General features: G+C 63.3%; 20 protein-coding genes. 13 read left to right on the forward strand and 7 right to left on the reverse strand.

The features are described from left to right. Positions 1–16: 16 nt before the first annotated feature. Positions 17–1,546, reverse strand: a complete 1,530-nt coding sequence (locus V1280_RS20115; protein ID WP_334527764.1) for an SUMF1/EgtB/PvdO family nonheme iron enzyme — start codon at positions 1,544–1,546, stop codon at positions 17–19. Positions 1,547–1,834: 288 nt separating this feature from the next. Next, a complete protein-coding gene (locus V1280_RS20120; protein WP_334527767.1) occupies positions 1,835–2,419 on the reverse strand; it encodes an STM3941 family protein in 585 nt (194 codons plus the stop codon). Positions 2,420–2,611: 192 nt separating this feature from the next. Here V1280_RS20120 and V1280_RS20125 point away from each other — a divergent pair, with 192 nt between their 5' ends. The 6 genes from V1280_RS20125 to V1280_RS20150 all read left to right on the forward strand — a co-directional run bounded on the left by V1280_RS20125 (position 2,612) and on the right by V1280_RS20150 (position 5,314). After that, positions 2,612–3,232 carry a hypothetical protein gene (locus V1280_RS20125; protein ID WP_334527770.1) on the forward strand — a complete coding sequence of 207 codons (621 nt, stop codon included), beginning with the start codon at positions 2,612–2,614 and terminating at the stop codon, positions 3,230–3,232. 98 nt (positions 3,233–3,330) lie between these two features. Next, complete coding sequence (locus V1280_RS20130; protein ID WP_334527773.1) at positions 3,331–3,780, forward strand: DsrE family protein; 450 nt, start codon at positions 3,331–3,333, stop codon at positions 3,778–3,780. A gap of 86 nt (positions 3,781–3,866) precedes the next feature. Next, on the forward strand, positions 3,867–4,190 hold the full coding sequence (locus V1280_RS20135) for an ArsR/SmtB family transcription factor (protein ID WP_334527776.1): 324 nt from the start codon (positions 3,867–3,869) through the stop codon (positions 4,188–4,190). Further along, positions 4,187–4,618: an SRPBCC family protein gene (locus tag V1280_RS20140; RefSeq protein WP_334527779.1), complete on the forward strand. Its 432-nt coding sequence runs from the start codon at positions 4,187–4,189 to the stop codon at positions 4,616–4,618. The genes V1280_RS20135 and V1280_RS20140 overlap by 4 nt, the downstream gene beginning before the upstream one ends. 46 nt (positions 4,619–4,664) lie before the next feature. Next, complete coding sequence (locus V1280_RS20145; RefSeq protein WP_187436872.1) at positions 4,665–4,877, forward strand: hypothetical protein; 213 nt, start codon at positions 4,665–4,667, stop codon at positions 4,875–4,877. Further along, positions 4,874–5,314 carry a DUF1801 domain-containing protein gene (locus V1280_RS20150; protein WP_334527786.1) on the forward strand — a complete coding sequence of 147 codons (441 nt, stop codon included), beginning with the start codon at positions 4,874–4,876 and terminating at the stop codon, positions 5,312–5,314. Before V1280_RS20145 ends, V1280_RS20150 begins: the two co-directional genes overlap by 4 nt. Positions 5,315–5,344: 30 nt before the next feature. Here the strand turns inward: V1280_RS20150 and V1280_RS20155 are convergent, their stop codons facing one another. The 3 genes from V1280_RS20155 to V1280_RS20165 are packed head-to-tail and all read right to left on the reverse strand — an operon-like array spanning position 5,345 to position 10,117. After that, complete coding sequence (locus V1280_RS20155) at positions 5,345–6,880, reverse strand: SpoVR family protein (protein WP_334527789.1); 1,536 nt, start codon at positions 6,878–6,880, stop codon at positions 5,345–5,347. Beyond that, positions 6,877–8,154, reverse strand: a complete 1,278-nt coding sequence (locus V1280_RS20160; RefSeq protein WP_334538365.1) for a YeaH/YhbH family protein — start codon at positions 8,152–8,154, stop codon at positions 6,877–6,879. Before V1280_RS20160 ends, V1280_RS20155 begins: the two co-directional genes overlap by 4 nt. A gap of 19 nt (positions 8,155–8,173) precedes the next feature. Next, positions 8,174–10,117 carry a PrkA family serine protein kinase gene (locus V1280_RS20165; RefSeq protein ID WP_334527792.1) on the reverse strand — a complete coding sequence of 648 codons (1,944 nt, stop codon included), beginning with the start codon at positions 10,115–10,117 and terminating at the stop codon, positions 8,174–8,176. 999 nt (positions 10,118–11,116) lie between these two features. Here V1280_RS20165 and V1280_RS20170 point away from each other — a divergent pair. The 6 genes from V1280_RS20170 to V1280_RS20195 are packed head-to-tail and all read left to right on the forward strand — an operon-like array spanning position 11,117 to position 18,621. Next, the gene (locus V1280_RS20170) at positions 11,117–13,966 is read left to right on the forward strand and encodes a bifunctional transaldolase/phosoglucose isomerase (RefSeq protein ID WP_334527795.1); all 2,850 of its coding nucleotides are present in this window, start codon (positions 11,117–11,119) and stop codon (positions 13,964–13,966) included. 13 nt (positions 13,967–13,979) lie between these two features. Then, the gene (gene gnd, locus V1280_RS20175) at positions 13,980–14,978 is read left to right on the forward strand and encodes a phosphogluconate dehydrogenase (NAD(+)-dependent, decarboxylating) (protein ID WP_334527798.1); all 999 of its coding nucleotides are present in this window, start codon (positions 13,980–13,982) and stop codon (positions 14,976–14,978) included. Between the two features lie 29 nt (positions 14,979–15,007). Further along, positions 15,008–16,519, forward strand: a complete 1,512-nt coding sequence (zwf, locus tag V1280_RS20180) for a glucose-6-phosphate dehydrogenase (protein WP_148772818.1) — start codon at positions 15,008–15,010, stop codon at positions 16,517–16,519. Further along, entirely contained in the window at positions 16,519–17,268 is a 750-nt protein-coding gene (gene pgl, locus V1280_RS20185) for a 6-phosphogluconolactonase (RefSeq protein WP_334538366.1), read from the forward strand. The genes zwf and pgl overlap by 1 nt, the downstream gene beginning before the upstream one ends. Continuing rightward, complete coding sequence (locus tag V1280_RS20190) at positions 17,255–17,794, forward strand: gluconokinase (RefSeq protein ID WP_334527803.1); 540 nt, start codon at positions 17,255–17,257, stop codon at positions 17,792–17,794. Before pgl ends, V1280_RS20190 begins: the two co-directional genes overlap by 14 nt. Before the next feature lie 14 nt (positions 17,795–17,808). Then, positions 17,809–18,621 carry an HAD family hydrolase gene (locus V1280_RS20195; protein WP_334527806.1) on the forward strand — a complete coding sequence of 271 codons (813 nt, stop codon included), beginning with the start codon at positions 17,809–17,811 and terminating at the stop codon, positions 18,619–18,621. A 189-nt stretch (positions 18,622–18,810) separates the two neighbouring features. Here the strand turns inward: V1280_RS20195 and V1280_RS20200 are convergent, their stop codons facing one another. Beyond that, the gene (locus V1280_RS20200; RefSeq protein WP_334527808.1) at positions 18,811–20,613 is read right to left on the reverse strand and encodes a glycoside hydrolase family 15 protein; all 1,803 of its coding nucleotides are present in this window, start codon (positions 20,611–20,613) and stop codon (positions 18,811–18,813) included. A 32-nt stretch (positions 20,614–20,645) separates the two neighbouring features. Further along, positions 20,646–22,607: a 4-alpha-glucanotransferase gene (malQ, locus tag V1280_RS20205; protein ID WP_334527810.1), complete on the reverse strand. Its 1,962-nt coding sequence runs from the start codon at positions 22,605–22,607 to the stop codon at positions 20,646–20,648. Between the two features lie 204 nt (positions 22,608–22,811). On the opposite strand from malQ, the gene V1280_RS20210 reads away from it, so the two are divergent. Beyond that, complete coding sequence (locus V1280_RS20210; RefSeq protein WP_334527813.1) at positions 22,812–24,755, forward strand: maltotransferase domain-containing protein; 1,944 nt, start codon at positions 22,812–22,814, stop codon at positions 24,753–24,755. Positions 24,756–24,760 lie beyond the last annotated feature (5 nt).

Raw genomic sequence — 24,760 nt, forward strand, 5'->3', positions numbered from 1 at the left:
GAATCTACTCCGGCAGTTAAGGACTGAGCGCGACGCGGAATCCATGCGTCGGGTAACGCACATTGGTATCGTAACCGTCGCGGTTGGACGGCCGTACGTATCTCAAGTCGTTCTTCCAGGAGCCCGAGCGGAGGACGTGCGAGCTGCAGTCCCCGCCGCTCCACGCCGAACCGTCATTGGGCGCGCCCTGATAGGTCTTGTGCCAGCAGTCTTCGACCCATTGGTCGACGCCGCCGCCCATGTCGTAGAGACCGAAAGGATTGGGCTTGAAGCTGCCGACTTTCGCCGGCTGCTCGGCCACGGCGTCGCCGCAGTCCTTGCACCCGGCCATGCCCTGCTGGGGCTTGTCGCCCCACCAATACTTGGTCGACGTCCCACCGCGCGCCGCATACTCCCATTCGGCTTCGCTTGGGAGCCGGTAAGGCTTCTTCGTCGTCTGCACGAGGAAGGCGGCATATTGCTGCGCGTCGGCCCAGCTCACATTGGTGATCGGCGCGCCGTCCTTGCCGATGGCCGTGAATCCGCACGCCTTGGCGGCGGCGCATTCGTTCCATTCCTGCACCGTCACCGGATATTTTCCGATCGAGAATGGCTTGACCGTGACCTGGTGAACAGGACGTTCGGTCGGGTCATCGTTGCTCCCCATCGCAAAGCTGCCGCCGCGAATGGCGATCATTTCGGGTTCACGGAGCGGTGCCGCTGCCGGTGGGCTGGGCGCCGGAGTGGGCGACGCAGGCGCTGAGGCCACTGAGGGAGACGGTTGCGGCGTCTGTGTCGCCGCCTCGCGCGGTGACGGCTGGGGGATCGGTGACGCGGCCGGAGCAGCGGTCGGCGTGGCGACCTGCTCGCCCACCCTGCCGGTCTGCGCCAGCAAATACCAGAGCACGCCCGTGGCAATCACCAGCAGCGTGATGCCCAGGAGAAAGATCAAGGTATTCTCGCGCCGGCCACGCGTCCTGCCGACTGCATCTGCGTCCGGCAGCACGCGATAGACGCGCACGGGATCGGTGATGTTCTTGACCTTGCGATCCCCGAGCGACTCATAGCCGCACACCACCTTGTGCTTGATCTGCTCGTAGATCGCGCCAGAGATGTAGACCTGACCAGGCTCGGCAATGCCCTCGATGCGTGTGGCGATGTTGACGCCATCGCCGTAGACGTCGTCGGGCTCGACGATGACATCACCGAGGTTGACGCCAATTCGGTATTCGATCCGGGAGTCCTTCGGAATCGAGGCATTGCGGCCGATGAGGTTCTGCTGGATCACAATGCTGCATCGAACGGCCTCGACGGGGCTATCGAAAATGGCGATGAAACCATCGCCCGTGGTCTTCACCAGACTTCCATGATGCTCGACGATGCTGGGTTCGATGAGGTCCCGCTCGATCCGCTTGACGCGGACATGCGTGCCTTCCTCGTCGGCCTGCATCAAGCGGCTGTAGGATGCGATGTCACCGACAATGATGGCTGCGAGACGACGAGGCATTCCGCCGTGCGGAGGCGGCTCGTTCTGATTCCCGGATCTGAAGTTGCGAATTTCGCCCATTGCACGGGGACTCCACAAATCTGCAGGAGGCGGCCCCAGCCTACGACTTCGAGAAACAATCGCGTGTGAACGCTATCACATTGACGAACTGGAACAATGTCGAAGGAATCGCCGACAGCGAGTTCCGGAGGGCAAGGGCTTATGAGTTGCCTGAACCTTCCTGGCCCAACCCGCGACTAAGGCGACGCGGAGCCGGAGAAGATCAACGCCAGGCTGTGCCAGTGCTTAGCCTCTCCCGCTTGGAGGAGAGGGAGCGCATCGCCGCCGGGAAGCAATCAAGCCTGACCTTTAGCTGACAGGCTCCGGCGCAGGCACAGGTTCCGGCACGGCGTGGTCCGCGTGGGCCGGTCGTCCCGCGCCCCAATATTGCTTGCAGGTCTCGAGCAATGTTTCGGTGTTCATGGTCAGGCCGCCCGCTTTGACGACCACGCTGTCAGCGCCAAGCGCCTTGTTCATCAGCACCAAGGCTTGCGTCGCAAATCCTCCGGAGAATCGCTCGGCGATGAGTGGATCGACCTTGAGCACCACGAATTTCTGCGTGCGCTGCTCCCAGAGCATGATCTTTCGCACGGCGCTCCAGGCGATGGTCTCGTCGGCGAGCCTGGTGTCGCGGATGCCGACACGGCTGATGAAGACCACCGGCTGCCGCGCGGAGAACAGCCGCCAGAGCATGCGGCAGGTGGCAAGGCCGAAGAACACCGCACCGACATAGCAGGCGGCGACCTGGAATGAGGTGATGTTCTTGCCTTCCTGCCAGGCGAATGCGAGCCCGGCAAAGAGCAGCGTCAGTAGCCCGCTGCCACCGAAAAGCGTCAGCAGGCGCGCCCGCGAATAGCCGATCGCAAGATTGGGCAAGTTTTGACTTTCGGACATTTCGATCGCCTCCAGCCATTTGCAACAATCCGGGGTCTATCCACGCCCCTCCCTTGCAACGGTTAAGCCTGGAACCTTGCGCGAGGCTGCCGGAGCGAATGGACTTGAACGCGGGCTGTGCCGCTTGCGACTAACGGCCAATTGGCCCCTTGTCCCGATGCGGGCCGTCAATGCTGACATGCCCGGTGCACCATGAAGTTTGCCCTCATCCTCCCAATTGCATTTGCCGCTTTCATCGGCGCTGCCCGGGCCGAGGAAGCCGGCGACTTTCGCGAAGCCACCCCGGCTGAGGCCGAAACCTTCAATGCGCGCATGTATGCAGGCACGCCCGGCAAGACGGCCTATGCCTGCTTTGTCCGCCGCTACGATGCCGAGCATCTGGCGCAGCATCCGAAGCAGAAGGTTGCTTCGATGAAGCTGCTGGTGTCCGCGGAGACCTACGAAGAAGACAAGCAGCTGCACAACTCCTTCCGGATTGGCTTCCGGTACCGACACCGCAACGGCGATTTCGACTCCAGCGGCTCCTGCCACCACACCGTGCTCACCAAGGACGGCAGCGAGGTCCGCCTCGGCTGCGGCGTCGATTGCGAGGGCGGCGGCCTCGGCATCGCGCTGTCGAAGGACGACAAATCTGCCATCGTGCGGCTGGAAAGCATCAGGGTCTGGCTGCACAACAAGGCAACTGAAGACGACAAACGGGCCCTGGTCGCCGGCAGCGATGACGGGATCTTCCGCCTCGAGCGGACCGATAACAGCGAGTGTGCTGCGCTTGCATACGACCGCAAGGAACTCGCCGCGCTCCGCCACAAGTGATATGTCTCCGGCAAAGCCAGTTGCAGTTGTTGTTTGCGCATGATCTTGCCGGAAAACCGCTTCACACTTTTCCGGATCATGCTTTGAAGGAGATCGCCATGAACCGCCGGAACATCTTGTGGAGCACCGTCTCGGCGCTGGGCGCAGCATTCGCCGCCTCGCGCGCCAAGGCTGCGACTGAAGCCGCGCCGTCGAACAAGCTCAAGGTCGTCTATCACCTCAGCGACGCCGACAAGGTCAATTTCGTGCTCGGCAACATCCAGAACCACATCGACGGCGTCGGCGGTCCCGGCCATGTCACGATCGCGCTGGTGACCCACGGACCGGCGTTGAAGGCGTTCCACTCGGCGCAGGCCAATCCGGACATCAGCAAGCGGATCGGCGATTTCTCCAAGGACGGCGTCGAGCTCGCCGCCTGCAGCAACACGATGAAGGCACAGAACATCACGCTGACGGATCTGCTGCCGGGGTTCGTGAGTGCCGAGAAAGGCGGCGTGGTTCGTTTGGCCGAGCTGCAGTCGCAGGGGTATCTGTATTTGCGGCCGTAGCAGCAGCCCCCGACCCACACGGCGCTTGACATATTCATAACTCCATGGTTATGAATTAATCCATAACCTACGAGTTATGGATTCGCATGTCTCCCACCCCTGATCTCCTGTTCCGGACGCTCGCCGACCCGACCCGACGGGCGATCTTCGAGCGGCTGTGCCGCGAGGGCGAGCAGACGGTCGGGGCACTGACGGTGCGATCCGGCGTTTCCCAACCGGCGGTCTCAAAACATCTCGGCGCGCTGAAGCAGGCGGGCCTGGTGCGCGATCGCCATGAAGGACGCCAGACCCATTACAGCGCGCAGCCCGGTGCGCTCAATCCGCTGATCGACTGGACCGGCCAGATGGCGGGCTTCTGGCAGAACCGGCTCGATGCGCTCGACGATTTGCTGAAGAGGATGGACCAATGACTGAGGCTGCGACCGAAACACGTTCCGTGGTCATCGAGCGCGAATTTGCCTATCCGCCGGAGCGGCTGTGGCGCGCGCTGACGCAGCCGCATCTGATCGAGGAATGGCTGATGAAGAACGACTTCAAGCCGACGGTCGGTCACCGCTTCAATCTCCGCGGCGAGTGGGGTGGCGTGCTGGATTGCGAGGTGCTCGCCATCGAGCCGCAGCGATCGCTCGCCTACACCTGGAATTTCACGCATGAGGACGCGGCCTACGACCTCAAGAGCGTGGTGACGTTCACGCTCACCCCGCAAGGCACAGGCACGCATCTGCGTGTCGAACAAGCGGGCTTCCGTCCGAGCCAGAAGCAGGCCTATGGCGGCGCGCATGCCGGCTGGAAGCAGTTTTTCACCAGGCTGGACGAGTTGCTGGCGCGGGCCGAATAGCCCCGCCACCGGCGTCCATTTCCAATATTCTCACCGGAGACCCTCAATGAGTTCGAACATGTGGATTCGACAGATCCATCGCTGGCTGTCGCTTGCTTTCACGCTTGCCGTCATCGCCAACATCGTTGCGCTGACCATGCAGGTTCAGGCGACGTGGATCGGGTTGCTGGCCTTCGTGCCACTGATCCCGTTGCTCGCGACCGGGCTCTATCTGTTCGCGCTGCCCTATCTTGGCCGTCGCAGCGAGGCGCGATCATGAAAAAGGCGGTGACCGCAAAGAAGACCAGCGCGAAGGACGCGGACGGACCGTCGCCCTCCAAGATGATCGACGGCAGGATCAAGGAGCTCGGCGACTGGCGCGGCGAAACGCTGAGGCGAATCCGCGCGCTGATCAAGGAGGCCGATCCCGACGTGGTCGAGGAATGGAAATGGCGCGGCGTTCCCGTGTGGGAGCATGACGGCATCATCTGCACCGGCGAGACCTACAAGGCCGTGGTCAAGCTGACGTTCGCCAACGGCGCGGCGCTGGATGATCCGGCCGGCCTGTTCAATTCCAGTCTCGACGGCAATGTGCGGCGCGCGATCGATATTCCCGAGGGCACTGAGATCAACGAGAAGGCGTTGAAGGCGCTGATCCGCGCGGCCGTGGCGCTGAACGCGTCCAAGGCCAAGAAGAAGCCGGCCAAGGAGAGCTAAGCCAAGAAAAGCCGGGCCGGGCCGGCGGCGTTACGCTGCCGCCGTGATCGGGCGCGGGCTCACGACGTATTCGCGCAGCACCTTGTCACTCCCGTCGACCTCGATCAGCGCAACGTCGTAGGTCCAGAGATCGGCCAGATGCTGCAGCACCCGCTTGGCGTCGGTCTCGTTGAGCTGCGAGCCCTTGATAACGCGGTGATGCAGGATCAGCCGGCGGTCGCCGGAGAGATCGACGTCGACCACCTCGATATTGGCGTCGATGTAGCCGACATCGTGCTGGCGGGCCAGCTCGCGGCGGACGCGGCGGAAACCGCGCTCGTCGTGGATGGCATCGACGCGGATGCCGGCGCGCTCTTCGGGATCGTCGTGCAAATGGAACATGCGGAGTTGCCGCATCAGTTTCGGACTCAGGAACTGGGCGATGAAGCTTTCGTCGCGGTAATTGGCCCAGACGTCGCGCAGCACGCCCATCACGTCGTTCTTGCCGGCGATATCCGGGAACCACTCGCGGTCTTCGTCCGAAGGATTGGCGACGATGCGCTCGATGTCCTGCATCATCGCAAAGCCCAGCGCATAGGGATTGAAGCCCGAGAAGCGCTGATCGTCGAACTCGGGCTGGAACACCACATTGGTGTGCGATCCCAGGAATTCGAGGAAATTGCCGTCAGTGATGCGGCCCTGCTGATGCAGCTGGGTCATGATGCGATAGTGGACGTAGGTCGCCGTCCCCTCGTTCATCACCTTGGTCTGGCTCTGCGGATAGAAATATTGCGCGATGTGGCGGACGATGCGCAGCAGTTCGCGCTGCCAGGGCGCCAGCCGCGGCGCGCTCTTCTCCAGGAAATAGAGCAGGTTCTCCTGCGGCAGGCCAAGCAGCTTGCGGCGCCGTTCGAGAGAGATCGCGGATCGGGTCTTCGAGGCCCCCTTGGGCACGGTACGCCAGAGATCGTTGAAGACTTCCTCTTCGTGCTGGCGGCGGCGCCCTGCCCGCTTCTCTTCCTCGCGCAGATCCAGCTTCTTCTTGCCGGGATAGCGGTCGATGCCGTGCGACATCAGCGCATGCGCGGCGTCGAGCGTACGCTCGACCTCGGTGCGGCCGTAGCGCTCCTCGCATTGCATCACGTATTTCTTGGCGAAATCCAGATAGTCCAGAATGCCGTCGGCGTCGGTCCACTGCTTGAACAGATAATTGTTTTTGAAGAAGTGGTTGTGGCCGAAGGCGGCGTGCGCGATCACCAGCGTCTGCATCGTCGCCGTGTTCTCCTCCATGAGATAGGAGATGCAGGGCGAGGAGTTGATCACGATCTCATAGGCGAGGCCCATCAGGCCCTTGCGGTACGACGCCTCGTGATACGCAAAATGCTTGCCGAACGACCAGTGCTTGTAGAACAGCGGCATGCCGACGGACGAATAGGCATCCAGCATCTGCTCGGCGGTGATCACCTCGATCTGGTTCGGGTAGACGTCGAGCCCGAGATCTTTCAGCGCCACCTCCTCGCAGGCATCGGTGATGCGCTGCAAGGTGTGGAAATCCCAATCGGCGCCTTCGAACAAGCGTTCCGTCATGGAGCGGCTTTCTCCTGAGCAGTGTCGCGGCGCTGGAACAGATCGTGGAACACCGGGAATATCTCGCTGCGTTCGCTGACCTTGCGCATCGAGAGCGGTGCGCCGCTGTTGCGCAGGCGCTCGTAAAGGGTCCAGAGCGAGGAATCGGAGAGATCGAAGGCGCTGCCGCCGGATTCCCCGACCTCGAGATAGGCGAAGAACTGGCAGACCGGCAGGATCTTCTCGGTCAGCAGCAGGCCGGTGAGCTCGCCGTCGGAATAGGAATTGTCGCCGTCGGAGGCTTGCGCGGCATAGATATTCCAGTCCGACGGATTGAAGCGCTCGCGCACGATCTCATGCATCGCCTGCAGAGCGCTGGAGACCAGCGTGCCGCCGGAGGCCGGGCCGTAGAAGAAGGTCTGCTCGTCGACCTCCTCGGCGCGGTCGGTATGGCGGATGAAGACGATCTCGACATGCTTGTAGCGCCGCTTCAGGAACACGTAGAGCAGCATGTAGAAGCGTTTTGCCAGATCCTTCATATGCTCGGACATCGAGCCGGAGACGTCCATCAGGCAGAACATCACGGCCTGCGCCACCGGCCGCGGCACCTTCTCGTAGCGGCGGTAGCGGATGTCGAGCGGATCGATGAAGGGAATGCGCTTGGTCTTCGCCTTCAGCTTTTCGAGCCGGGCGAGAAGCTCCACGCGTTCGTCCTCGTCGGTGCAGGCGGCGATCGCGGCTTCCAGCTCGTCGATCTCCTCCTTGCTGGGACGCTTGAGCGCGATGCGGCGGGCGAGCGCGAGTTTTACGGTACGGCTGACCGAGATGTTGGCGGGCGAGCCTGACGTCGTATAGCCGGCGCGCTGGATGCCTTCGCTCTCGGTCTGCGCGATCTTGCGCTTGGCGAGATCGGGCAGTTCGAGATCGTCGAGGAAGAGGTCGACGAACTCGTCGCGGCTCAGCACGAAGCGGAAGGCGTCCTCGCTGTCGCCTTCGCCAGGACCGGAATCCTTGGCGCTGCCCTGGCCGGAGCGCTGGAGATAGTCGCCCTCGATGAACTTCTTGTTGCCGGGCAGCACCATGTCACGCGTCCCGCCTTCACGGCGGAACCGCGGCTCGTGCATGCCGTCCAGCGGGATCGTGACCTCACCACCCTCCAGAACGTCCTTGATGTCGCGTTCCTGCGAGGTCTTCTTGACGGCGCCCTGCACCAGGGATTTGGCCCGACGCAAGAACCGCTGGCGGTTCTCAAGACTCTTGCCGCCTGGATTCAGGCGCCTGTCAATAATGTGAATGGCCACTTTCTCATCCGCCTCAACCGGCTTGCTTCACGCGCATGTACCATTCGACCAGTCGGCGAACCTGACGCTCGGTGTAGCCGCGCTCCACCATGCGTGCGACGAACTCGCCGTGCTTCTTTTCCGTCTCGCCGTCCTTCTTCGACCCGAACGAGATGACCGGAAGCAGGTCCTCGACCTGAGAGAATATCCGCTTTTCGATCACATCGCGAATCTTCTCGTAGGAGATCCAGGTCGGATTCTTGCCGCCATTCTGGGCGCGCGACCGTAACGAGAATTTGACCACCTCGTTGCGGAAGTCCTTGGGGTTGGCGATGCCCGCCGGCTTCTCGATTTTCGTCAGTTCCTGGTTCAACAATTCGCGATCGAGCAGCTGGCCGGTGTCGGCATCCTTGAAGTCCTGGTCCTCGATCCAGGCGTCGGCATAGTCGACGTAGCGATCGAACAGGTTCTGGCCATAATCCGAGTAGGATTCCAGATAGGCCTTCTGGATCTCGTTGCCGATGAACTCGGCGTAGCGCGGTGCGAGGTCCGCCTTGATGAATTCGAGGTAGCGCTTCTCGATTTCCTCGGGCAGCTGCTCGCGCTTGATCGACTGCTCCAGCGCGTACATCAGATGCACGGCGTCGGCGGCGACCTCCTGCGGATCGTGGTTGAAGGTCGCAGCCAGGATCTTGAAGGCGAAGCGGGTGGAGACGCCGTCCATGCCTTCGTCGACGCCGGCGGCATCGCGATATTCCTGGACGCTGCGCGCCTTCGGATCGGATTCCTTCAGGCTCTCGCCGTCGTAAACCCGCATCTTGGCGAACACCGTGGAATTCTCGTGCTTGCGCAGGCGCGACATCACCGAGAACCGCGCCAGCGTCTCCAGTGTCGAGGGCGCGCATGGCGCGGCCGCGAGCTCGGAGCCCTGGATCAGCTTCTCGTAGATCTTCTGCTCCTCGGTGAACCGCAGGCAGTACGGCACCTTGATCACGCAGATGCGGTCGATGAAGGCCTCGTTGTTCTTGTTGGCCTTGAAGCTCGACCACTCGGCTTCGTTGGAGTGCGCGAGGATGACGCCGGTGAACGGGATCGCGCCGATATTCTCGGTGCCGATATAGTTGCCTTCCTGCGTCGCGGTCAGCAGCGGGTGCAGCATCTTGATCGGCGCCTTGAACATCTCGACGAATTCGAGAATGCCCTGGTTGGCGCGGTTGAGGCCTCCCGAATAGCTGTACGCATCGGGGTCGTTCTGCGCGTAAGTCTCGAGCTTGCGGATATCGACCTTGCCAACCAGCGAGGAGATGTCCTGGTTGTTCTCGTCACCGGGCTCGGTCTTGGCGACCGCGATTTGGCGCAGCCGCGACGGCTGGATTTTTGCGACACGAAACTGAGAGATATCGCCGCCGAAGGCTTCCAGCCGCTTGTAGCACCACGGGCTCATCAAGCCGGTGAGACGACGGCGCGGAATGCCGTACTTCTCTTCCAGCATCGGGCCGAGCTGATCGGGATCGAACAGGCTGAGTGGGCTTTCGAACACGGGCGAGAGTTCATCGCCGGCCTTGAGCACGTAGATCGGATGCACTTCCATCAGCGACTTGAGCCGCTCGGCGAGCGAAGATTTGCCGCCGCCGACCGGACCGAGCAGATAGAGGATCTGCTTGCGCTCTTCCAGACCCTGCGCCGCATGACGGAAGAAACCGACGATGCGCTCGATGGTTTCTTCCATGCCGTAGAAGCCGGCAAAGGCCGGATAGGTCCGGATCGTGCGGTTCAAAAAAATACGGCCAAGGCGTGAGTCCTTGGCCGTATCGATCGTCTGGGGCTCGCCGATCGCCGCTAGCAATCGTTCAGCCGAATTGGCGTATTTCATGGGATCGCTTCGACACGATTCCAGGTATTCCGCCATCGACATGTCGTGCTGGCTTCTCGCCTCGAACGACTTAGCGAAAGCGTTGAATAGAGAATCGTTGTACATGATCCCTCTCCGCGTGAGTTCCGCTACATGCTGAAACGAAAGCAGTTACTGGACCGTTCCTCAGGCCGCTTCTCGAATCAGCGTGAGCACATGACGTTCATTGGACACCCGGGTGCCAACACGACGCAACGCACAAGGTAGGCACTCGCTGAATTACGAACAGGCACTTGCCTGTAATTTGTGCGAATCTCTATCTATCTTCGCTCATTTCCAGAAATTGTCACTCGCTCGCCACATCCGGGCAATACCGGGGACAAGTCCCTCCGGCACTGCAACATAGAGCGATCTGCGAGCGGCAAACTTATGACGTCCGCAGGGGCGATGCCTTGCGTGCCGCGTTCATCTTCCTGCTGCAATGCGATGCCTGGGCTGCATGCAGCATGAATGTCGCTGCAAGCGCGCAGCGCTGTGTCAAAATCGGTCGCCAAACCCACCGAAGGGATAACACCGTTCTGCCTGGCGGCTCGGATGCCGAAGAGCTGCCGCACTTGACCTGAAAGCAACGCCTGCGCTCAGCCGCGTCGCCGCGAGGCGCGCCGCGACCAGGAGCCGCATGACGGATTGACCGATGTCGAGATCATGGGATGCGCCGACGCAGACGGCCGACACGATCGATGGCCGGCAATTGGCGGCGGCAGCGCCGTCAGGACGTGCGTGCATACTTTCCCCCAGCATGGCCATTCGCGATGGAGCCAATGACGATCGGCCAATGACGATCAGACGGATCGATCACCGCTGACGACACTCCGCGACGCGACAGATGCCCTCACGCAACAAGGCTCACGTAACAAAGCTTGGGCCGAACCGTCCCGGCCAAATTTTTATTACGCAAAAGCACGACTCCCGCCTGGATCGCCATGATCGCGACGGAGTTAGACTGAGAGAATGACGCCAATACCCTTGATTGGTTCCCTCCCGGGAGCATGTGAGCTAAAGGATAGCGCGTCAGGACCGGCGCGGAAACCCCCTCCGCCCGCAGGCTTGGAGATAAAAAGCATCATGAATCCCGTCAAAGAACTGGAAAAGCACGGACAAGCCGTCTGGCTGGACTTCCTCGCCCGCGGCTTCATCGCCAAGGGCGACCTGAAGCGGCTGATCGACACCGATGGCGTCAAGGGCGTCACCTCCAATCCGTCGATCTTCGAGAAGGCGATCGGCAGCTCGGACGAATACGACGCCCCGATCGGCAAGGCGCTGAAGCGCGGCGACCGGACCGTGGCCGACCTGTTCGAGGCGGTCGCGATCGAGGACATCCAGAACGCGGCCGACGTGCTGCGCCCCGTCTATGACCGCCTGAATGGCCATGACGGCTATGTCAGCCTCGAGGTCTCGCCCTATCTGGCGATGGACACCGCCGGCACCATCGCCGAGGCACGGCGGCTCTGGAAGGATGTCAATCGCAAGAACCTGATGGTGAAGGTGCCGGCGACGCCGGAGGGCCTGCCGGCGGTCGAAACGCTGATCGGCGACGGCATCAGCATCAACATCACCCTGCTGTTCTCGAAGGCGGTCTACCTGGAGGTCGCCGAGGCCTATCTCGCCGGCCTCGAGAAGTATGTCGCCGGCGGCGGCGACCCCTCGCATGTCGCGAGCGTGGCGAGCTTCTTCGTCAGCCGCATCGACTCCGTGGTCGACAAGCAGCTCGACGACAAGATCGCGCGGGCCAACGACCCGTCCGAGAAGGAGCGCCTCGCCGCGCTGAAGGGCAAGGTCGCGATCGCCAACGCCAAGGTCGCCTACCAGGACTACAAGCGCCTGTTCTCGGGCCCCCGCTGGGAGAAGCTCGCCGCCAGGGGCGCCAAGCCGCAGCGCATGCTGTGGGCCTCGACCGGCACCAAGAACAAGGATTACCGCGACGTGCTCTATGTCGAGGAGCTGATCGGCCCCGACACCGTCAACACCGTGCCGCCGGCGACGCTGGACGCGTTCCGCGACCACGGCAAGCCGCGCGACAGCCTGGAGGAAAACGTCGACGACGCCCGCCGCGTGCTGGAAGAGCTGGAACGCTCCGGCGTCTCGCTCGACGCCATCACCGAGGAGCTCGTCAAGGACGGCGTCAAGCAGTTCGCGGACGCCGCCGACAAGCTCTACGGCGCGGTCGCGCACAAGCGCGCGACCGTGCTCGGGCCCGCGATCGACCGCCAGCAGCTTTCGCTGGGTGACGGCCTCGGCAAGGCCGTGGCCAAGAGCACCGAGGAATGGCGTGCATCGGCAAAGATCCGCAAGCTGTGGCAGCGCGACAAATCGGTCTGGACCGGGACGGATGAGGACAAATGGCTCGGCTGGCTCGACAGCGCGGCGAAAGCCGACGTCGCCGACTATGAGGACTATGCCAACCGCGTGAAGGGCCAGAAATTCTCCGACGCCGTCGTGCTCGGCATGGGCGGATCGAGCCTCGGGCCGGAGGTGCTGGCCGAGACCTTTGCAAGGAAGGCGGGCTTCCCGAAGCTGCATGTGCTGGATTCCACCGATCCGGCGCAGGTGCGGGCGATGGAGGCCAAGATCGACATCGCCAACACCGTGTTCATCGTCTCCAGCAAATCCGGCGGCACCACCGAGCCGAACGCGATGAAGGACTATTTCCATGAGCGCGTGGCGCAGGCCCTCGGCCCGAAGGCCAAGACCGGCTTCCGCTTCATTGCGGTGACTGATCCCGGCTCGTCGCTGGAGAAAGCGGCGAAGAAGCTGAACTACGCCCGTATCTTCCATGGCGAGCCGTCGATCGGCGGTCGTTATTCGGTGCTGTCGCCGTTCGGCCTGGTGCCGGCGGCCACGGCCGGCATCGACGTCAAGACCTTGATCAAGCATGCGCTCGCGATGGCGCGCTCCTGCGGACCGGACGTACCGCCAGCTGAGAACCCGGGCGTGCAGCTCGGCCTCGCCATGGGCCTCGCCGGCCTCGAAGGCCGCGACAAGGTGACGATCCTGTCGTCGAACAAGATCGCCGATTTCGGTGCCTGGGCCGAGCAGCTCATCGCGGAATCGACCGGCAAGGAGGGCAAGGGCCTGATCCCGATCGCCGGCGAGCCGCTGGGCGATCCCTCGGTCTACGGCACCGACCGGTTCTTCATCGACATTCGCACCGAGGGCGAAGCGGATGCCGGCCATGATTCGAAGCTCACCGCGCTCGAACAGGCCGGTCATCCCGTCGTCCGCATCGTGATGAAGTCGATCGACCATCTCGGTCAGGAGTTCTTCCGCTTCGAGATGGCCACGGCCGTCGCGGGCTCGATCCTCGGCATCAATCCGTTCGACCAGCCCGACGTCGAAGCGGCGAAGATCAAGACCCGCGAGCTGACGTCGGCGTACGAGAAGACCGGCGCGCTGCCGGCCGAAGAGCCCGTGGTCAGCACCGCGGAGTTCGACCTCTACACCAACGACACCAACGCCGCCGCGTTGCGGACGATGGGAGCCAATGGCGACCTCACCTCCTGGCTCAGGGCCCATATCACGCGATCGCGGCGCGGCGATTATTTTGCCCTGCTCGGCTACATCGCGCGCGACAAGGCCACGATCGAGGCGCTTCAGGAAATGCGGACGGCCGTGCTCGAGAAGCGGCATCTGGCGACTGCCGCCGAATTCGGCCCGCGCTTCCTGCACTCCACGGGCCAGGCCTACAAGGGCGGACCCGACAGCGGCGTTTTCCTCCAGATCACCGCCGATGACGCCAAGGACCTGGCCGTGCCGGGCCAGAAGGCAAGCTTCGGCGTGATCAAGGCAGCACAGGCGCGCGGCGATTTCGACGTGCTTACCGAGCGCGGCCGGCGGGCGCTTCGGGTGCACCTGAAGGGTCCGCTCAAGAAAGGTCTCGCGGCACTCAATGCCGCACTCACAGACGCATTGAATTAAGGGGATCTCTCACATGCAACTCGGCATGATCGGCCTCGGCCGGATGGGCGGCAATATCGTTCGCCGGCTGATGCGCCACGGCCATTCGACCGTGGTCTATGACAAGGACGCCAAGGCCGTCGCCGGCCTCGCCGCGGATGGCGCAGTCGGCTCGGCGACGCTGGAAGAGTTCGTCTCGAAACTGGAGCGGCCGCGCACGGCCTGGGTGATGCTGCCTGCGGGCCGCATCACCGAGCAAACCATCGACACGATCGCGGGCGCGATGCAGGAAGGCGACGTCATCATCGATGGCGGCAACACCTTCTGGCAGGACGACGTTCGCCGTGGCAAGGCGCTGATCGCGCGCGGCATCCATTATGTCGACGTCGGCACCTCCGGCGGCGTCTGGGGCCTCGACCGCGGCTATTGCATGATGATCGGCGGCGAGAAGCCGGTGGTCGACCGGCTCGACCCGATCTTCGCAGCACTCGCGCCCGGCGCCGGCGACATTCCGCGTACCGAAGGACGTGACGGCCGCGATCCCCGCATCGAGCAGGGCTACATCCATGCAGGTCCCGTCGGCGCCGGCCATTTCGTCAAGATGATCCACAACGGCATCGAATACGGCCTGATGCAGGCCTATGCCGAGGGTTTTGATATTCTCAAGAACGCCAATATCGATGCGCTGCCCGTGGACCATCGCTTCGATTTCAACCTCCCCGATATCGCCGAGGTTTGGCGTCGCGGCTCGGTGATCCCCTCCTGGCTGCTGGACCTCACCTCAACTGCGCTCGCCGATAACCCGACGCTGTCGGAATATTCCGGGTTCGTGGAAGATTCCGGCGAAGGTCGCTGGACCGTGAATGCGGCAATCGACGAAGCCGTACCCGCCGAAGTCTTGACCGCGGCTCTGTACGCACGTTTCCGTTCCCGCAAGGAACACACCTTCGCGGAAAAAATTCTCTCCGCGATGCGCGCGGGCTTCGGCGGCCACAAGGAGCCAAAGCAGCCGGACGCTTCCAAGCCCAAATAAAACCTCCACAAAGCGAAGGCCAATCGTTCGTGACAAAAGACCCGCAAGCAAAGCGCAAGCCGGAAAATTGCGCCTTCATCATCTTTGGCGTGACCGGCGACCTCACCCATCGCCTGGTGATGCCGTCGCTCTACAATCTCGCAGCCGAGCACATGCTGCCGGAAAAGTTCTGCGTCGTCGGCGTGGCCCGCAACGGCCAGTCCGATGACGAGCTGCGCGACAGCCTGCTGAAGGGCCTGAAGCAATTCGCGACGCGGCCCGTGGACGACGACATTGCCCGGAAGCTGCTGGAATGCGTGACCTTCGTCGAAGCCGATGCGAAGGACCCGCCGTCGTTCGACCGCCTGCGCGAGCATCTGGATTCGCTGGAATGCGCGCAGGACACCGGCGGCAACCGCCTGTTCTACCTGGCGACCCCGCCCGCCGCCTTCGCGCCAACGGCGCGCGAGCTCGGCCGCACCGGCATGATGAAGGAGAACGGCGCCTGGCGGCGGCTGGTGATCGAAAAGCCGTTCGGTACCGACCTCGCATCGGCCAAGGCGCTGAATGCCGAGCTGCTGAAGATCATGGAAGAGCACCAGATCTACCGGATCGATCATTATCTCGGCAAGGAGACCGTGCAGAACATCCTGGTGCTGCGCTTCGCCAACGGCATGTTCGAGCCGATCTGGAATCGCAACCACATCGACCACATCCAGATCACCGTGGAGGAAAAGCTCGGCGTCGGCCATCGCGGCGGATTCTACGACGCCACCGGCGCGCTGCGCGATATGGTGCCGAACCATCTGTTCCAGCTGATGTCGCTGGTCGCGATGGAGCCTCCGGCGCGCTTCGACGCACATTCCGTGCGCTCCGAGAAGGCCGAGGTGCTTTCCGCAATCCAACAGCCAACCGAAGAAGAAGCACTGAGGCGCTCGGTTCGCGGGCAGTATCTCGCCGGTCGGATCGGCGACGACGATATCATCGACTATCGCAAGACCGAGGAGGTCAAGCCCGGCAGCACCACTGAGACCTATGTCGCGCTGAAACTTCTGATCGACAATTGGCGTTGGGCCGGCGTGCCGTTCTATCTGCGGACCGGCAAGGCGCTCGGTCACAAGCGGACGGAAGTGGCGATTAAGTTCAAGCAGGCGCCGCTGTCGATGTTCAACGGGACCACGGTCGACCGTCTCTCGCAGAACTTTCTCACCATCGGCATCGCGCCGACCGAGACCATCGAGCTTCAGTTCAACGCCAAGATCCCGGGACCGAGCATCACCATCGACGGCGTCGAGATGAAATTCAAGTACGGCGACTATTTCCGCGCCGATCCCTCCACCGGCTACGAGACGCTGATCTACGACTGCATGATCGGCGACAACATCCTGTTTCAGCGCGCCGACGGCGTCGAAGCCGGATGGGAAGCGGTGCAGCCGTTCCTCGATGCCTGGAAGAGCGCAGGCACCAACGGCATCGAAACCTATGAGGCCGGCAGCGATGGCCCCGCCTGCGCCGACGAACTGCTGCGGCGCGACGGCCGCAGCTGGCGGAAGTTTTCGTGATGGTCGCGGCTGACCAGCCGAAGCTGATCGTCGTCGCCGACCCCGAGGCTCTCGCGCAGGCCGCGGCCGAACGGGTGATGGCTCTGATTTCGGCCAATCCCGGCCGCATCGCAATCTGCCTCACCGGCGGCTCGAGCCCGAAGAAGCTCTATCAGCTGCTCGGCAGCGACGCCTGGCGTGGCCAAATCCCCTGGGATCGTGTGCATTGGTTCATCGGCGACGAGCGATTTGTCTCCGAGAGCGATTCCCTCAACAACATGACGGTCGCGCGTGCGACCTTTCTCGACCGCAATGCGCCGGCCGGACATATCCATCCGATCCCGACCACGGCCGAAAATCCGGACGAGAGCGCCGAGGCCTATGCGCGCGAGCTAAAAGCCTTCTACGGCTCAGACCAGCTCGATCCGGCACGGCCGCTGTTCGACCTGGTGCTGATGGGCGCCGGCCCTGATGGACATACTGCGTCGCTGTTTCCCGGCTATCCCGCCATCGAGGAGACCGCGCGCTGGGTCGTCGGCGTCCCCAAGGCCAATGTCGCGCCCTTCGTGCCGCGGGTCTCGCTGACGCTGCCTGCGCTGGCCTCCTGCCGCGAGATGCTGTTCGAGATTGCCGGGCATGACAAGCAGCCGATCTTGACGCGCCTCCTCAATGGCGAGACTCTGCCGGCTGTACGCGCGCGCTCGAATGGTGAGACCGTCTGGATGGTCGACCAGGCCGCGCTTCCGGAGGGAATTCGTGGCGGGCGCTAAAGCACCTTGTGCGTTGATCGTGATGGGCGTGTCGGGTTCGGGCAAGAGCACGGTGGCGGAATTGCTCGGCAAGCGGCTCGGCTGGCGATTCGAGGACGGCGACAGCTTTCACCCCGCGCGCAATGTCGCGAAGATGCGGGCCGGCCATCCCCTCACCGACGAGGACCGCTGGCCATGGCTCAGCGCCATCGCCGACGAGATCGCGCGGGTCTGCAACAAGGGCGAGCAAATCATCATCGCCTGCTCGGCGCTCAAGCACACCTATCGCGACGTGCTGCTGCGCGGACGCGACGACGTGCGGTTCGTGTTCCTGAAGGGCACGCAGGAGCTGATCGCCGACCGGCTCGCGCACCGCAAGGGCCATTTCATGCCGCCCGGGCTCCTCACCAGCCAGTTCAACACGCTGGAGCCGCCCGTGGCGAGCGAACATGTCATCACGGCGTCGATCGACGAATCGGTCGAGGCGATCGTGGACGGCATCGTGCGGCAGTTGAAAATCGACGGCGGGAAAAGCAAAGCCGTATAACCCAGGGCTCAGCCATGACGAAAATCTCACTCGTGGTTTCCGACGTCGACGGCACGCTGCTGACCAAGGACAAGACGCTGACGGACCGCGCGAGGTCTGCGGTGCAGCGGCTGCACCAGGCCGGCATCGGCTTCACCATCACCTCGAGCCGCCCCGCGATCGGCATGCGCTTTTTGATCGAGCCGCTGGCGCTGTGGCTGCCGGTCGGCCCGTTCAACGGCTCCTCGATCGTCGATCCCGAGATGAAGCCGGTCGAGCAGCATTTGATCCCGAAAAGCGCGGCCGAGCGCAGCTTGCAGATCCTCCGGGAGTTCGGCGCCGACATCTGGCTGTTCACCTACGACAAATGGCTGATCGACAATCCGAACGGCAAATATGTCGCGCATGAGCAGCACACGATCCGCTCCGAGCCGACCATCGTGACGGATTTTTCGCCGTACCTTGAGAGCGCCTGCAAGATCGTCGGCGCCAGCGCCGATGCGGCAGGTCTCGAGGCCTGCGAGAAGGCGATGCAGCAGGCGCTCGGCAGCGAGGCCACTGCCGTCCGCTCGCAGACCTATTATCTCGACATCACACCGCCCGGCTTCGACAAGGGCACCTTCGTGCAGGCCATGGCCAAGCGCCTCGGCATCTCCACCGACGCAGTCGCCACCATCGGCGACATGCAGAACGATCTCGCGATGTTCCGCGTCAGCGGCACCTCGATCGCCATGGGTAACGCCACCGACAGCGTCAAGGAGCAGGCAACAAACGTCACCGCGACCAACGAGCAGGACGGGTTTGCGGAGGCGATGGAGATGATCTTGAAGCGGAACGGGGTTAGTTAGCGCTTGATGGCCTCAACTATCGCCTGCCGCTCGGTGTTCACCTCTCCCCAGCGGGGAGAGGTCGGATTGCGCAGCAATCCGGGTGAGGGGCCGCAGCGATCGGTGAAACCGTAACCCCTCGCCCGGACCGCATCTTCGATGCGATCCGACCTCTCCCTACGGGAGAGGTGAAGAACCCGCCGCGCCGATCTATTTCGACCGCTGCATCGCAGGCTTCTCGCTCGCGTGCCTTGCCGCCGAGAGATTATGCGCGGTGTTGATCAGCGCGATGTGGGTCAGCGCCTGCGGGAAGTTGCCGGTCTGGCGACGTGCGATGGAGTCATACTCCTCGGCCAGCAGCCCGACATCGTTCGCGAGCGCGGCGACGCGATCAAGCAGTGCCTGCGCCTTGTCGAGATTGCCCGCGAGCACATGGGCGTCGGCCAGCCACAGGGTGCAGGCCAGGAACGCGCCTTCGATCGGCTGGGTCTCCTCGGAGATCTCGCGCGGATCGTGCCGCAGCACGAAGCCGTCGCGCATCATGTGCCTTTCGACCGCGGCGATGGTGCCACGGATGCGCGGGTCGTCCGCCGGCAGGAAGCCGACGCCGGGTAGCAGCAGCACGCTGGCATCGAGCAGTTTTGAGCCATAGGATTCGACGAAGGCGTTCTCCTCCGCGTCAAAACCCCTGTGGCAGACATCGCGGTGAATGGCCTCGCGCAGGGCGCGCCAGTGTAAGAGAGGCGCCTTGAAGCCGAAGGTCTCAGCGCTCTTGATGCCGCGGTCGAAGGCGACCCAGGTCATCACCTTGGAGAAGACGTAATGCCGGGGCTCGCCGCGGCGCTCCCAGATGCCGTGATCGGGCTGGTCCCAGACCTCGGCGAGATGCTGGAGCACGGCGCATTCCAACGCCCAGGTCGCCTCATCGTCGAGCTTGAGCTTGGCCATGCGCGATTGATGGAAGGCGTCGATCAGCTCGCCGTAGACGTCGAGCTGGAGCTGGGCATGCGCGGCATTACCGACGCGCACCGGCTGCGCGCCCTCATAGCCGTCGAGCCAGCCCGCCTCCCATTCCAGCAGCCGACGCTGGCCCCAGATGCCGTACATGATCTGCATGTTGGCCGGCGAGCCGGCGGCGGCGCGCAGCAGCCAATTGTGCCAGGCCGAGGCTTCCTCGGTATAGCCCGAGTTCATCAGGGCCAGCAGCGTAAAGGTGGCATCGCGTAGCCAGCAAAAGCGGTAGTCCCAGTTTCTGGCGCCGCCGAGCTTTTCCGGCAGCGACGTGGTCGGCGCGGCGACGATGCCGCCGGTCGGGCCGAAGGTCAGCGCCTTCAGCGTGATCAGCGAGCGCATGATGAGATCGCGATACTCGCCGTCATGCGTGGAGCGGCTGGACCAATCCTGCCAGAATTTCTCGGTCTCCTGCAGCGCGATCTCCGGATCGATCGGCGCGGGCGGATCGAGATGCGAGGGACCGTAGGTCAGTACGAACGGCACGGTCTCGCCGGCTTTGACCTCGAAATCCGAAACCGTGGTTAGATCCTCACCGCGTGTTTCGACCGGCGTACGCAGCACCGTCATGTCCTGGCCGCCAACCGCCAGCAGCGAATGGTCGATCCGGCGCACCCAGGGAATGTCGACGCCGAAGCCGAAGCGGATCACGAGCTCCATCCGCATCTTCACGGTGCCCGTGAGGCCGCGCACCAGCCGCACGATGTCGGAAGCCTTGCCGCGCGGCGGCATGAAGTCGATCAGCGCGACGGTGCCGCTCTTGGTCTCGAAGCGCGTTTCAAGGATGAGGGTATCGCCGAGATAGCGCCGCGAAATCGCGGTCGCGTCGTCGCTCGGCGCGACCAGCCAGCGGCCGTTCTTGTGGGTGCCGAGGATCGCGGCAAAGCAGGCGTCGGAATCGAAGGCCGGCCAGCACAGCCAGTCGATCGAGCCGTTGCGTCCGACCAGCGCCGCGGTCTCGCAGTCGCCGATCAACGCATAGTCCTCGATCTTCTCTGACAATGTTTTGCGAGCCCTGGAAAAACCTCGGCTGATCAACTCCTGCCGGGCAGCGAACGTTCCCGCGTCGCGGCCTTCAAAGCCGCAAGATCGACCTTCGAGGCGATCTTGTCGAGCGTAACCGGCAGGCGCTGGCGCCAGTTTGGATGCTCGTCGATCGTGCCGGGAATGTTGGGCTGGTCGATCACGCCGAGCAGGTCCTCCATCGACACCGCGAGCAGCCGCGACGGCGTGCGCGACAGGAAATTGAGCACCGAATAGAGATCGTTGGCGGCGATGCCGTTCTGGCGCAGGATCTGGTCGAGCCCGCCGAGCGCATTCCAGCGCGCCTGGTCGTCCTCGCCGGGATCGAGCCCGAGCGAGCGCTTCATCCTGAGATCGCTGAAGGAGCGCCAGCCCGCATAGGTGCAGAGATCGTGCGTGTTCAGCGTGACCAGCGCGTTCGGCCGGTAGTGATCGATGTTGCGGAATTGGCCGGCATCGTCGCGCTCGAACATCATGACGAGGTAGGACCAGATGCCGAAATCCTGCATGGTCTCGCGGAAACCCTCCGGCACGGTGCCGAGGTCTTCGCCGATCACGATGCATTTATGGGTGACGCTCTCGCGCACGACCGCGGCCAGCAGCGCTTCGAGCGGCATCTGCACATAGGCGCCGTTGTCGGGCTTGAAGCCGCGCGGCACCAGATAGAGCCGCTTCAGGCCCAGCACGTGATCGAGCCGGATCGCGCCGGCATGCCGCATCGAGGCGGCCACCATGTTGGCGAACGGCACGAACGATTGTGCCTCGAGGCCGCCCGCGTTGAAGCCGGCCAGCCCCCAATCCTGCCCGACGGTGTTGAGCACGTCGGGCGGCGCGCCGACGGCAAGGTGGCGGGAGATGGCCGTCTGCTCGTTCCAGGCATCGAAGCCGTTGGACTGTACGCCGACGGCGACGTCGAGATAGAGCCCGACGCGCATGCCGAGCTCGGCCGACAGCTCCTTGGCAGCACGCAGCTGGGCGTCAGCGGTCCACTGCACGAATTCGACGAACTCGACGTCATGCTGGTCCGGACCCTTGCGAAGCTCGGCGCATTTGGCATCGTCCGGTTGCTGCCATTCCACCGGCCATTCCCACCACGGCGTACTGAAACGATGCCGCAGCACCTCGAAGCAGGCAAAGCGCGACAGCAGCGGCCCCCGGTCGGCGCGGAAGGCATCAAATTGGTTGCGGCGGACACCGCTCGCGGTTTTCACGAAACTGTCAAAGGCGGCGCGCAGGCCCAGCCATTTCAACGCCGCCATATCGGCATAAGGGACACGATCACCTTCGCGCAGCCGCGCGGCGGTCGCCGTCGCGTCCGGGATCAGGTCTGCCGAAAATTCCGGGATGGCCTCGACGTCGATGTAAAGCGGATTGAGAAACAGCCGGCTGTTCGGCGAATAGGGGCTGCAATCGGCCGGATGATTATCAAACAGAACATGCAGCGGATTGAGCCCGACGCCGTCGGCGCCCAATTGCTTGGCGAGCCTGAGCAGGCCGGCGAGATCGGTGAAATCGCCGATCCCCCAATTGCGGTCAGAGCGGACGCTGTAAAGCTGCACGGCGAGCAGCCAGCCGCGGTCGAAATCACCGCCAAAGGCACGCTCGGGTGCCACGATCATCGGCACCTCTTCCGTCATACCTTTGACATCGGTCAGCGTCAGACGGTGATAACCGAGCGGCAGGCCGTCGGGCCAGGCGATCACCGGCTCGCGCGTCTTCCCTTGCGCAATCACATTGCCGTTGCAGGTGACTTTCCATTGCAGCGGCGGCGCGCCGATGGTCGTAAGCTCAGTGCGCGGATGACCCAGCGCGCGAACCACGACCGGCCCGCTGACGAAGCGGTAGACCCGCTTCTCCGGCAGGGCATCCAGGATGGATTTGAGCGCCTCGGGCGCGGTGGTCCGCAGCTTTCCGAGGGCATCGACGAATTCGGATTGAACGCCCTTGATCCGGGCTTGAGCTAAAAGGTCCATTCGGCACGCAGCTTGCAAGCCATCAACTGGCCGGGGGAATCGATTTTAACGTTGTCGCGGAAGAGGTTAGTCGGACTTAACTCACAAACCGAGCCTCCCGTTCCCAAGGGAACCAATGACACACAAGCGGCTTTCTATATAGGTACCAAGCGTAGGTTCCCGACAAGGGAAACGGGCCCCTGCACTCTTGTCAATGGCATCACCGTGAACAAGACAATTCAAACTGTCGAGAGTGCCGCTTCGGGCAGCGCTTTCCTCATCGAAGATATCTATCCGTTGATCGACGGCGGCCGCTTCGCCGTGAAGCGGATCGCGGGCGATCGGGTCGAGGTGTGGGCCGACATCTACCGCGACGGCGACGCCACCATCAGCGCCGCGCTGATCTGGCGCGGCGAGCAGGAGCGCGAATGGCGGCGCGAGATCATGATCCATCACGGCAATGACCGCTGGTCCGGTGCCTTCGTGCCGGCCGAGCCCGGCCAATATGTCTATGCCATCGAAGCCTGGACCGACGAATTCGCCACCTGGCGCCACGGGCTCGAGCGCAAGCAGCTGTCCGGCGGCGACGTCACGCTCGATGCGATCGAGGGTGCTGGCCTGCTGACCAAGGCTCACGGCGCGCGACAGGACGCCGCGGCCGTGATCGTCAGGCAATGCGAAAACTATCTCGGCAGCGGCGATGTCGCGCCACTGCTTGCGACCGAACTGGGCGAGGCCATGGCCGAAAGCCAGGCGCGACCCGACCTGACCCGCTCGCCGAACTTCCCGCTCATGATCGACCGCGACAGAGCGCGCTTCGGCGCCTGGTATCAGATGATGCCGCGCAGCCAGAGCCATGTTGCCGGCCGGCACGGCACGCTCCGCGACTGCATCGCGCGCGTGCCTGACGTCGCCGCGATGGGTTTTGACGTTCTGTACTTTACGCCGATCCACCCGATCGGCCACACCCGCCGCAAGGGCCGCAACAATGCTGCCGTCGCAACCGAGGGCGAGCCCGGCTCACCCTATGCGATCGGCACGGCCGAGGGCGGGCACGATGCGCTGCATCCCGAGCTCGGCACCATCGAGGACTTTCGCGCGCTGGTCGCGACCTGTCTGGAATACGGCCTCGAGCTCGCGCTCGATTTCGCGGTGCAATGCTCGCCGGATCATCCCTGGCTGACGCAACACCCGGAATGGTTCAAATGGCGGCCGGACCGTTCGGTACGAACGGCGGATGGTCCCTATTCGGATATCGTGATTCCCGATTTCGCCTCCGTCGACCGGATCGGACTGTGGAATGCGTTTCGCGATGCCATGCTGTTCTGGATCGACCATGGCGTGACGATCTTCGCGATCGACAATCACGACACCGCGCCGCTGCCGTTCTGGGAATGGCTGATCCGCGACATTCGTCTGCGGCATCCCGAGGTGATCCTGTTCTCCAAGACCTTTGCGCGACCAAAACTGATGAAGGGGCTCGCCAAGCTCGGCTTCGCGCAGTCCTTCAGCTATTTCCCCTGGCGGACGGCGAAGGCGGAGCTGGAGCAATATTTTGGCGAGCTCTCGCGCTATCCCGAGCGGGACTTCTATCGGGCGAACCTGTTCGTCAACACGCCAGACCTGCTGCCCTATCATCTCCAGAGTGGCGAAGCCTGGATGTTCAAGTCGCGCGCGGCACTGGCGGCAACGCTGTCGGGCAATTACGGCCTCTATAGCGGGTTCGAGCTGCTCGAGCACGAAGCCGTCCCCGGCCATGAAGAATATCTGGATTCCGAGAAGTACCAGATCAAGCAGCGCGACTGGGACAAGGCCGGCAACATCAAGCCCTACATCACTGAACTCAATCGAATCCGCAACGACAATTCGGCGCTTCAGCAGACGACACATCTACGCTTCCTCGGCATCGAGGACAGCGAGACCATCGCCTTTGTGAAGGCGGCTGAACCGGTCAACACTGTCGTCGTGGCCATCGCCCTCTCACGCCATGTGCGCGAATTCTGGTTGCCGCTCGGCGATCTCACCATCGACGTCGGCGGCGAGCGCCGCCACGTCACGACAATCGAAAATCTCATGACGGGCGAGCAGTCCCGCATCGAATGGGGCGGGATCAAATTGCGTATCGATCCCGACCGCGATCCGGCACTCATGTTCCGCTGCCTGGCGTAAGGATC

Origin of the sequence: Bradyrhizobium sp. AZCC 2230 (assembly GCF_036924495.1) — a bacterium.
GTDB classification, from domain to species: domain Bacteria; phylum Pseudomonadota; class Alphaproteobacteria; order Rhizobiales; family Xanthobacteraceae; genus Bradyrhizobium; species Bradyrhizobium rifense.

Coding starts and splice junctions, on each gene's coding strand:
- V1280_RS20115 (WP_334527764.1), bottom strand. CDS start 1,546: ATGGGCGAAATTCGCAACTTCAGATCCGGGAATCAGAACGAGCCGCCT.
- V1280_RS20120 (WP_334527767.1), bottom strand. CDS start 2,419: ATGTCCGAAAGTCAAAACTTGCCCAATCTTGCGATCGGCTATTCGCGG.
- V1280_RS20125 (WP_334527770.1), top strand. CDS start 2,612: ATGAAGTTTGCCCTCATCCTCCCAATTGCATTTGCCGCTTTCATCGGC.
- V1280_RS20130 (WP_334527773.1), top strand. CDS start 3,331: ATGAACCGCCGGAACATCTTGTGGAGCACCGTCTCGGCGCTGGGCGCA.
- V1280_RS20135 (WP_334527776.1), top strand. CDS start 3,867: ATGTCTCCCACCCCTGATCTCCTGTTCCGGACGCTCGCCGACCCGACC.
- V1280_RS20140 (WP_334527779.1), top strand. CDS start 4,187: ATGACTGAGGCTGCGACCGAAACACGTTCCGTGGTCATCGAGCGCGAA.
- V1280_RS20145 (WP_187436872.1), top strand. CDS start 4,665: ATGAGTTCGAACATGTGGATTCGACAGATCCATCGCTGGCTGTCGCTT.
- V1280_RS20150 (WP_334527786.1), top strand. CDS start 4,874: ATGAAAAAGGCGGTGACCGCAAAGAAGACCAGCGCGAAGGACGCGGAC.
- V1280_RS20155 (WP_334527789.1), bottom strand. CDS start 6,880: ATGACGGAACGCTTGTTCGAAGGCGCCGATTGGGATTTCCACACCTTG.
- V1280_RS20165 (WP_334527792.1), bottom strand. CDS start 10,117: ATGTACAACGATTCTCTATTCAACGCTTTCGCTAAGTCGTTCGAGGCG.
- V1280_RS20170 (WP_334527795.1), top strand. CDS start 11,117: ATGAATCCCGTCAAAGAACTGGAAAAGCACGGACAAGCCGTCTGGCTG.
- gnd (WP_334527798.1), top strand. CDS start 13,980: ATGCAACTCGGCATGATCGGCCTCGGCCGGATGGGCGGCAATATCGTT.
- pgl (WP_334538366.1), top strand. CDS start 16,519: ATGGTCGCGGCTGACCAGCCGAAGCTGATCGTCGTCGCCGACCCCGAG.
- V1280_RS20195 (WP_334527806.1), top strand. CDS start 17,809: ATGACGAAAATCTCACTCGTGGTTTCCGACGTCGACGGCACGCTGCTG.
- malQ (WP_334527810.1), bottom strand. CDS start 22,607: ATGGACCTTTTAGCTCAAGCCCGGATCAAGGGCGTTCAATCCGAATTC.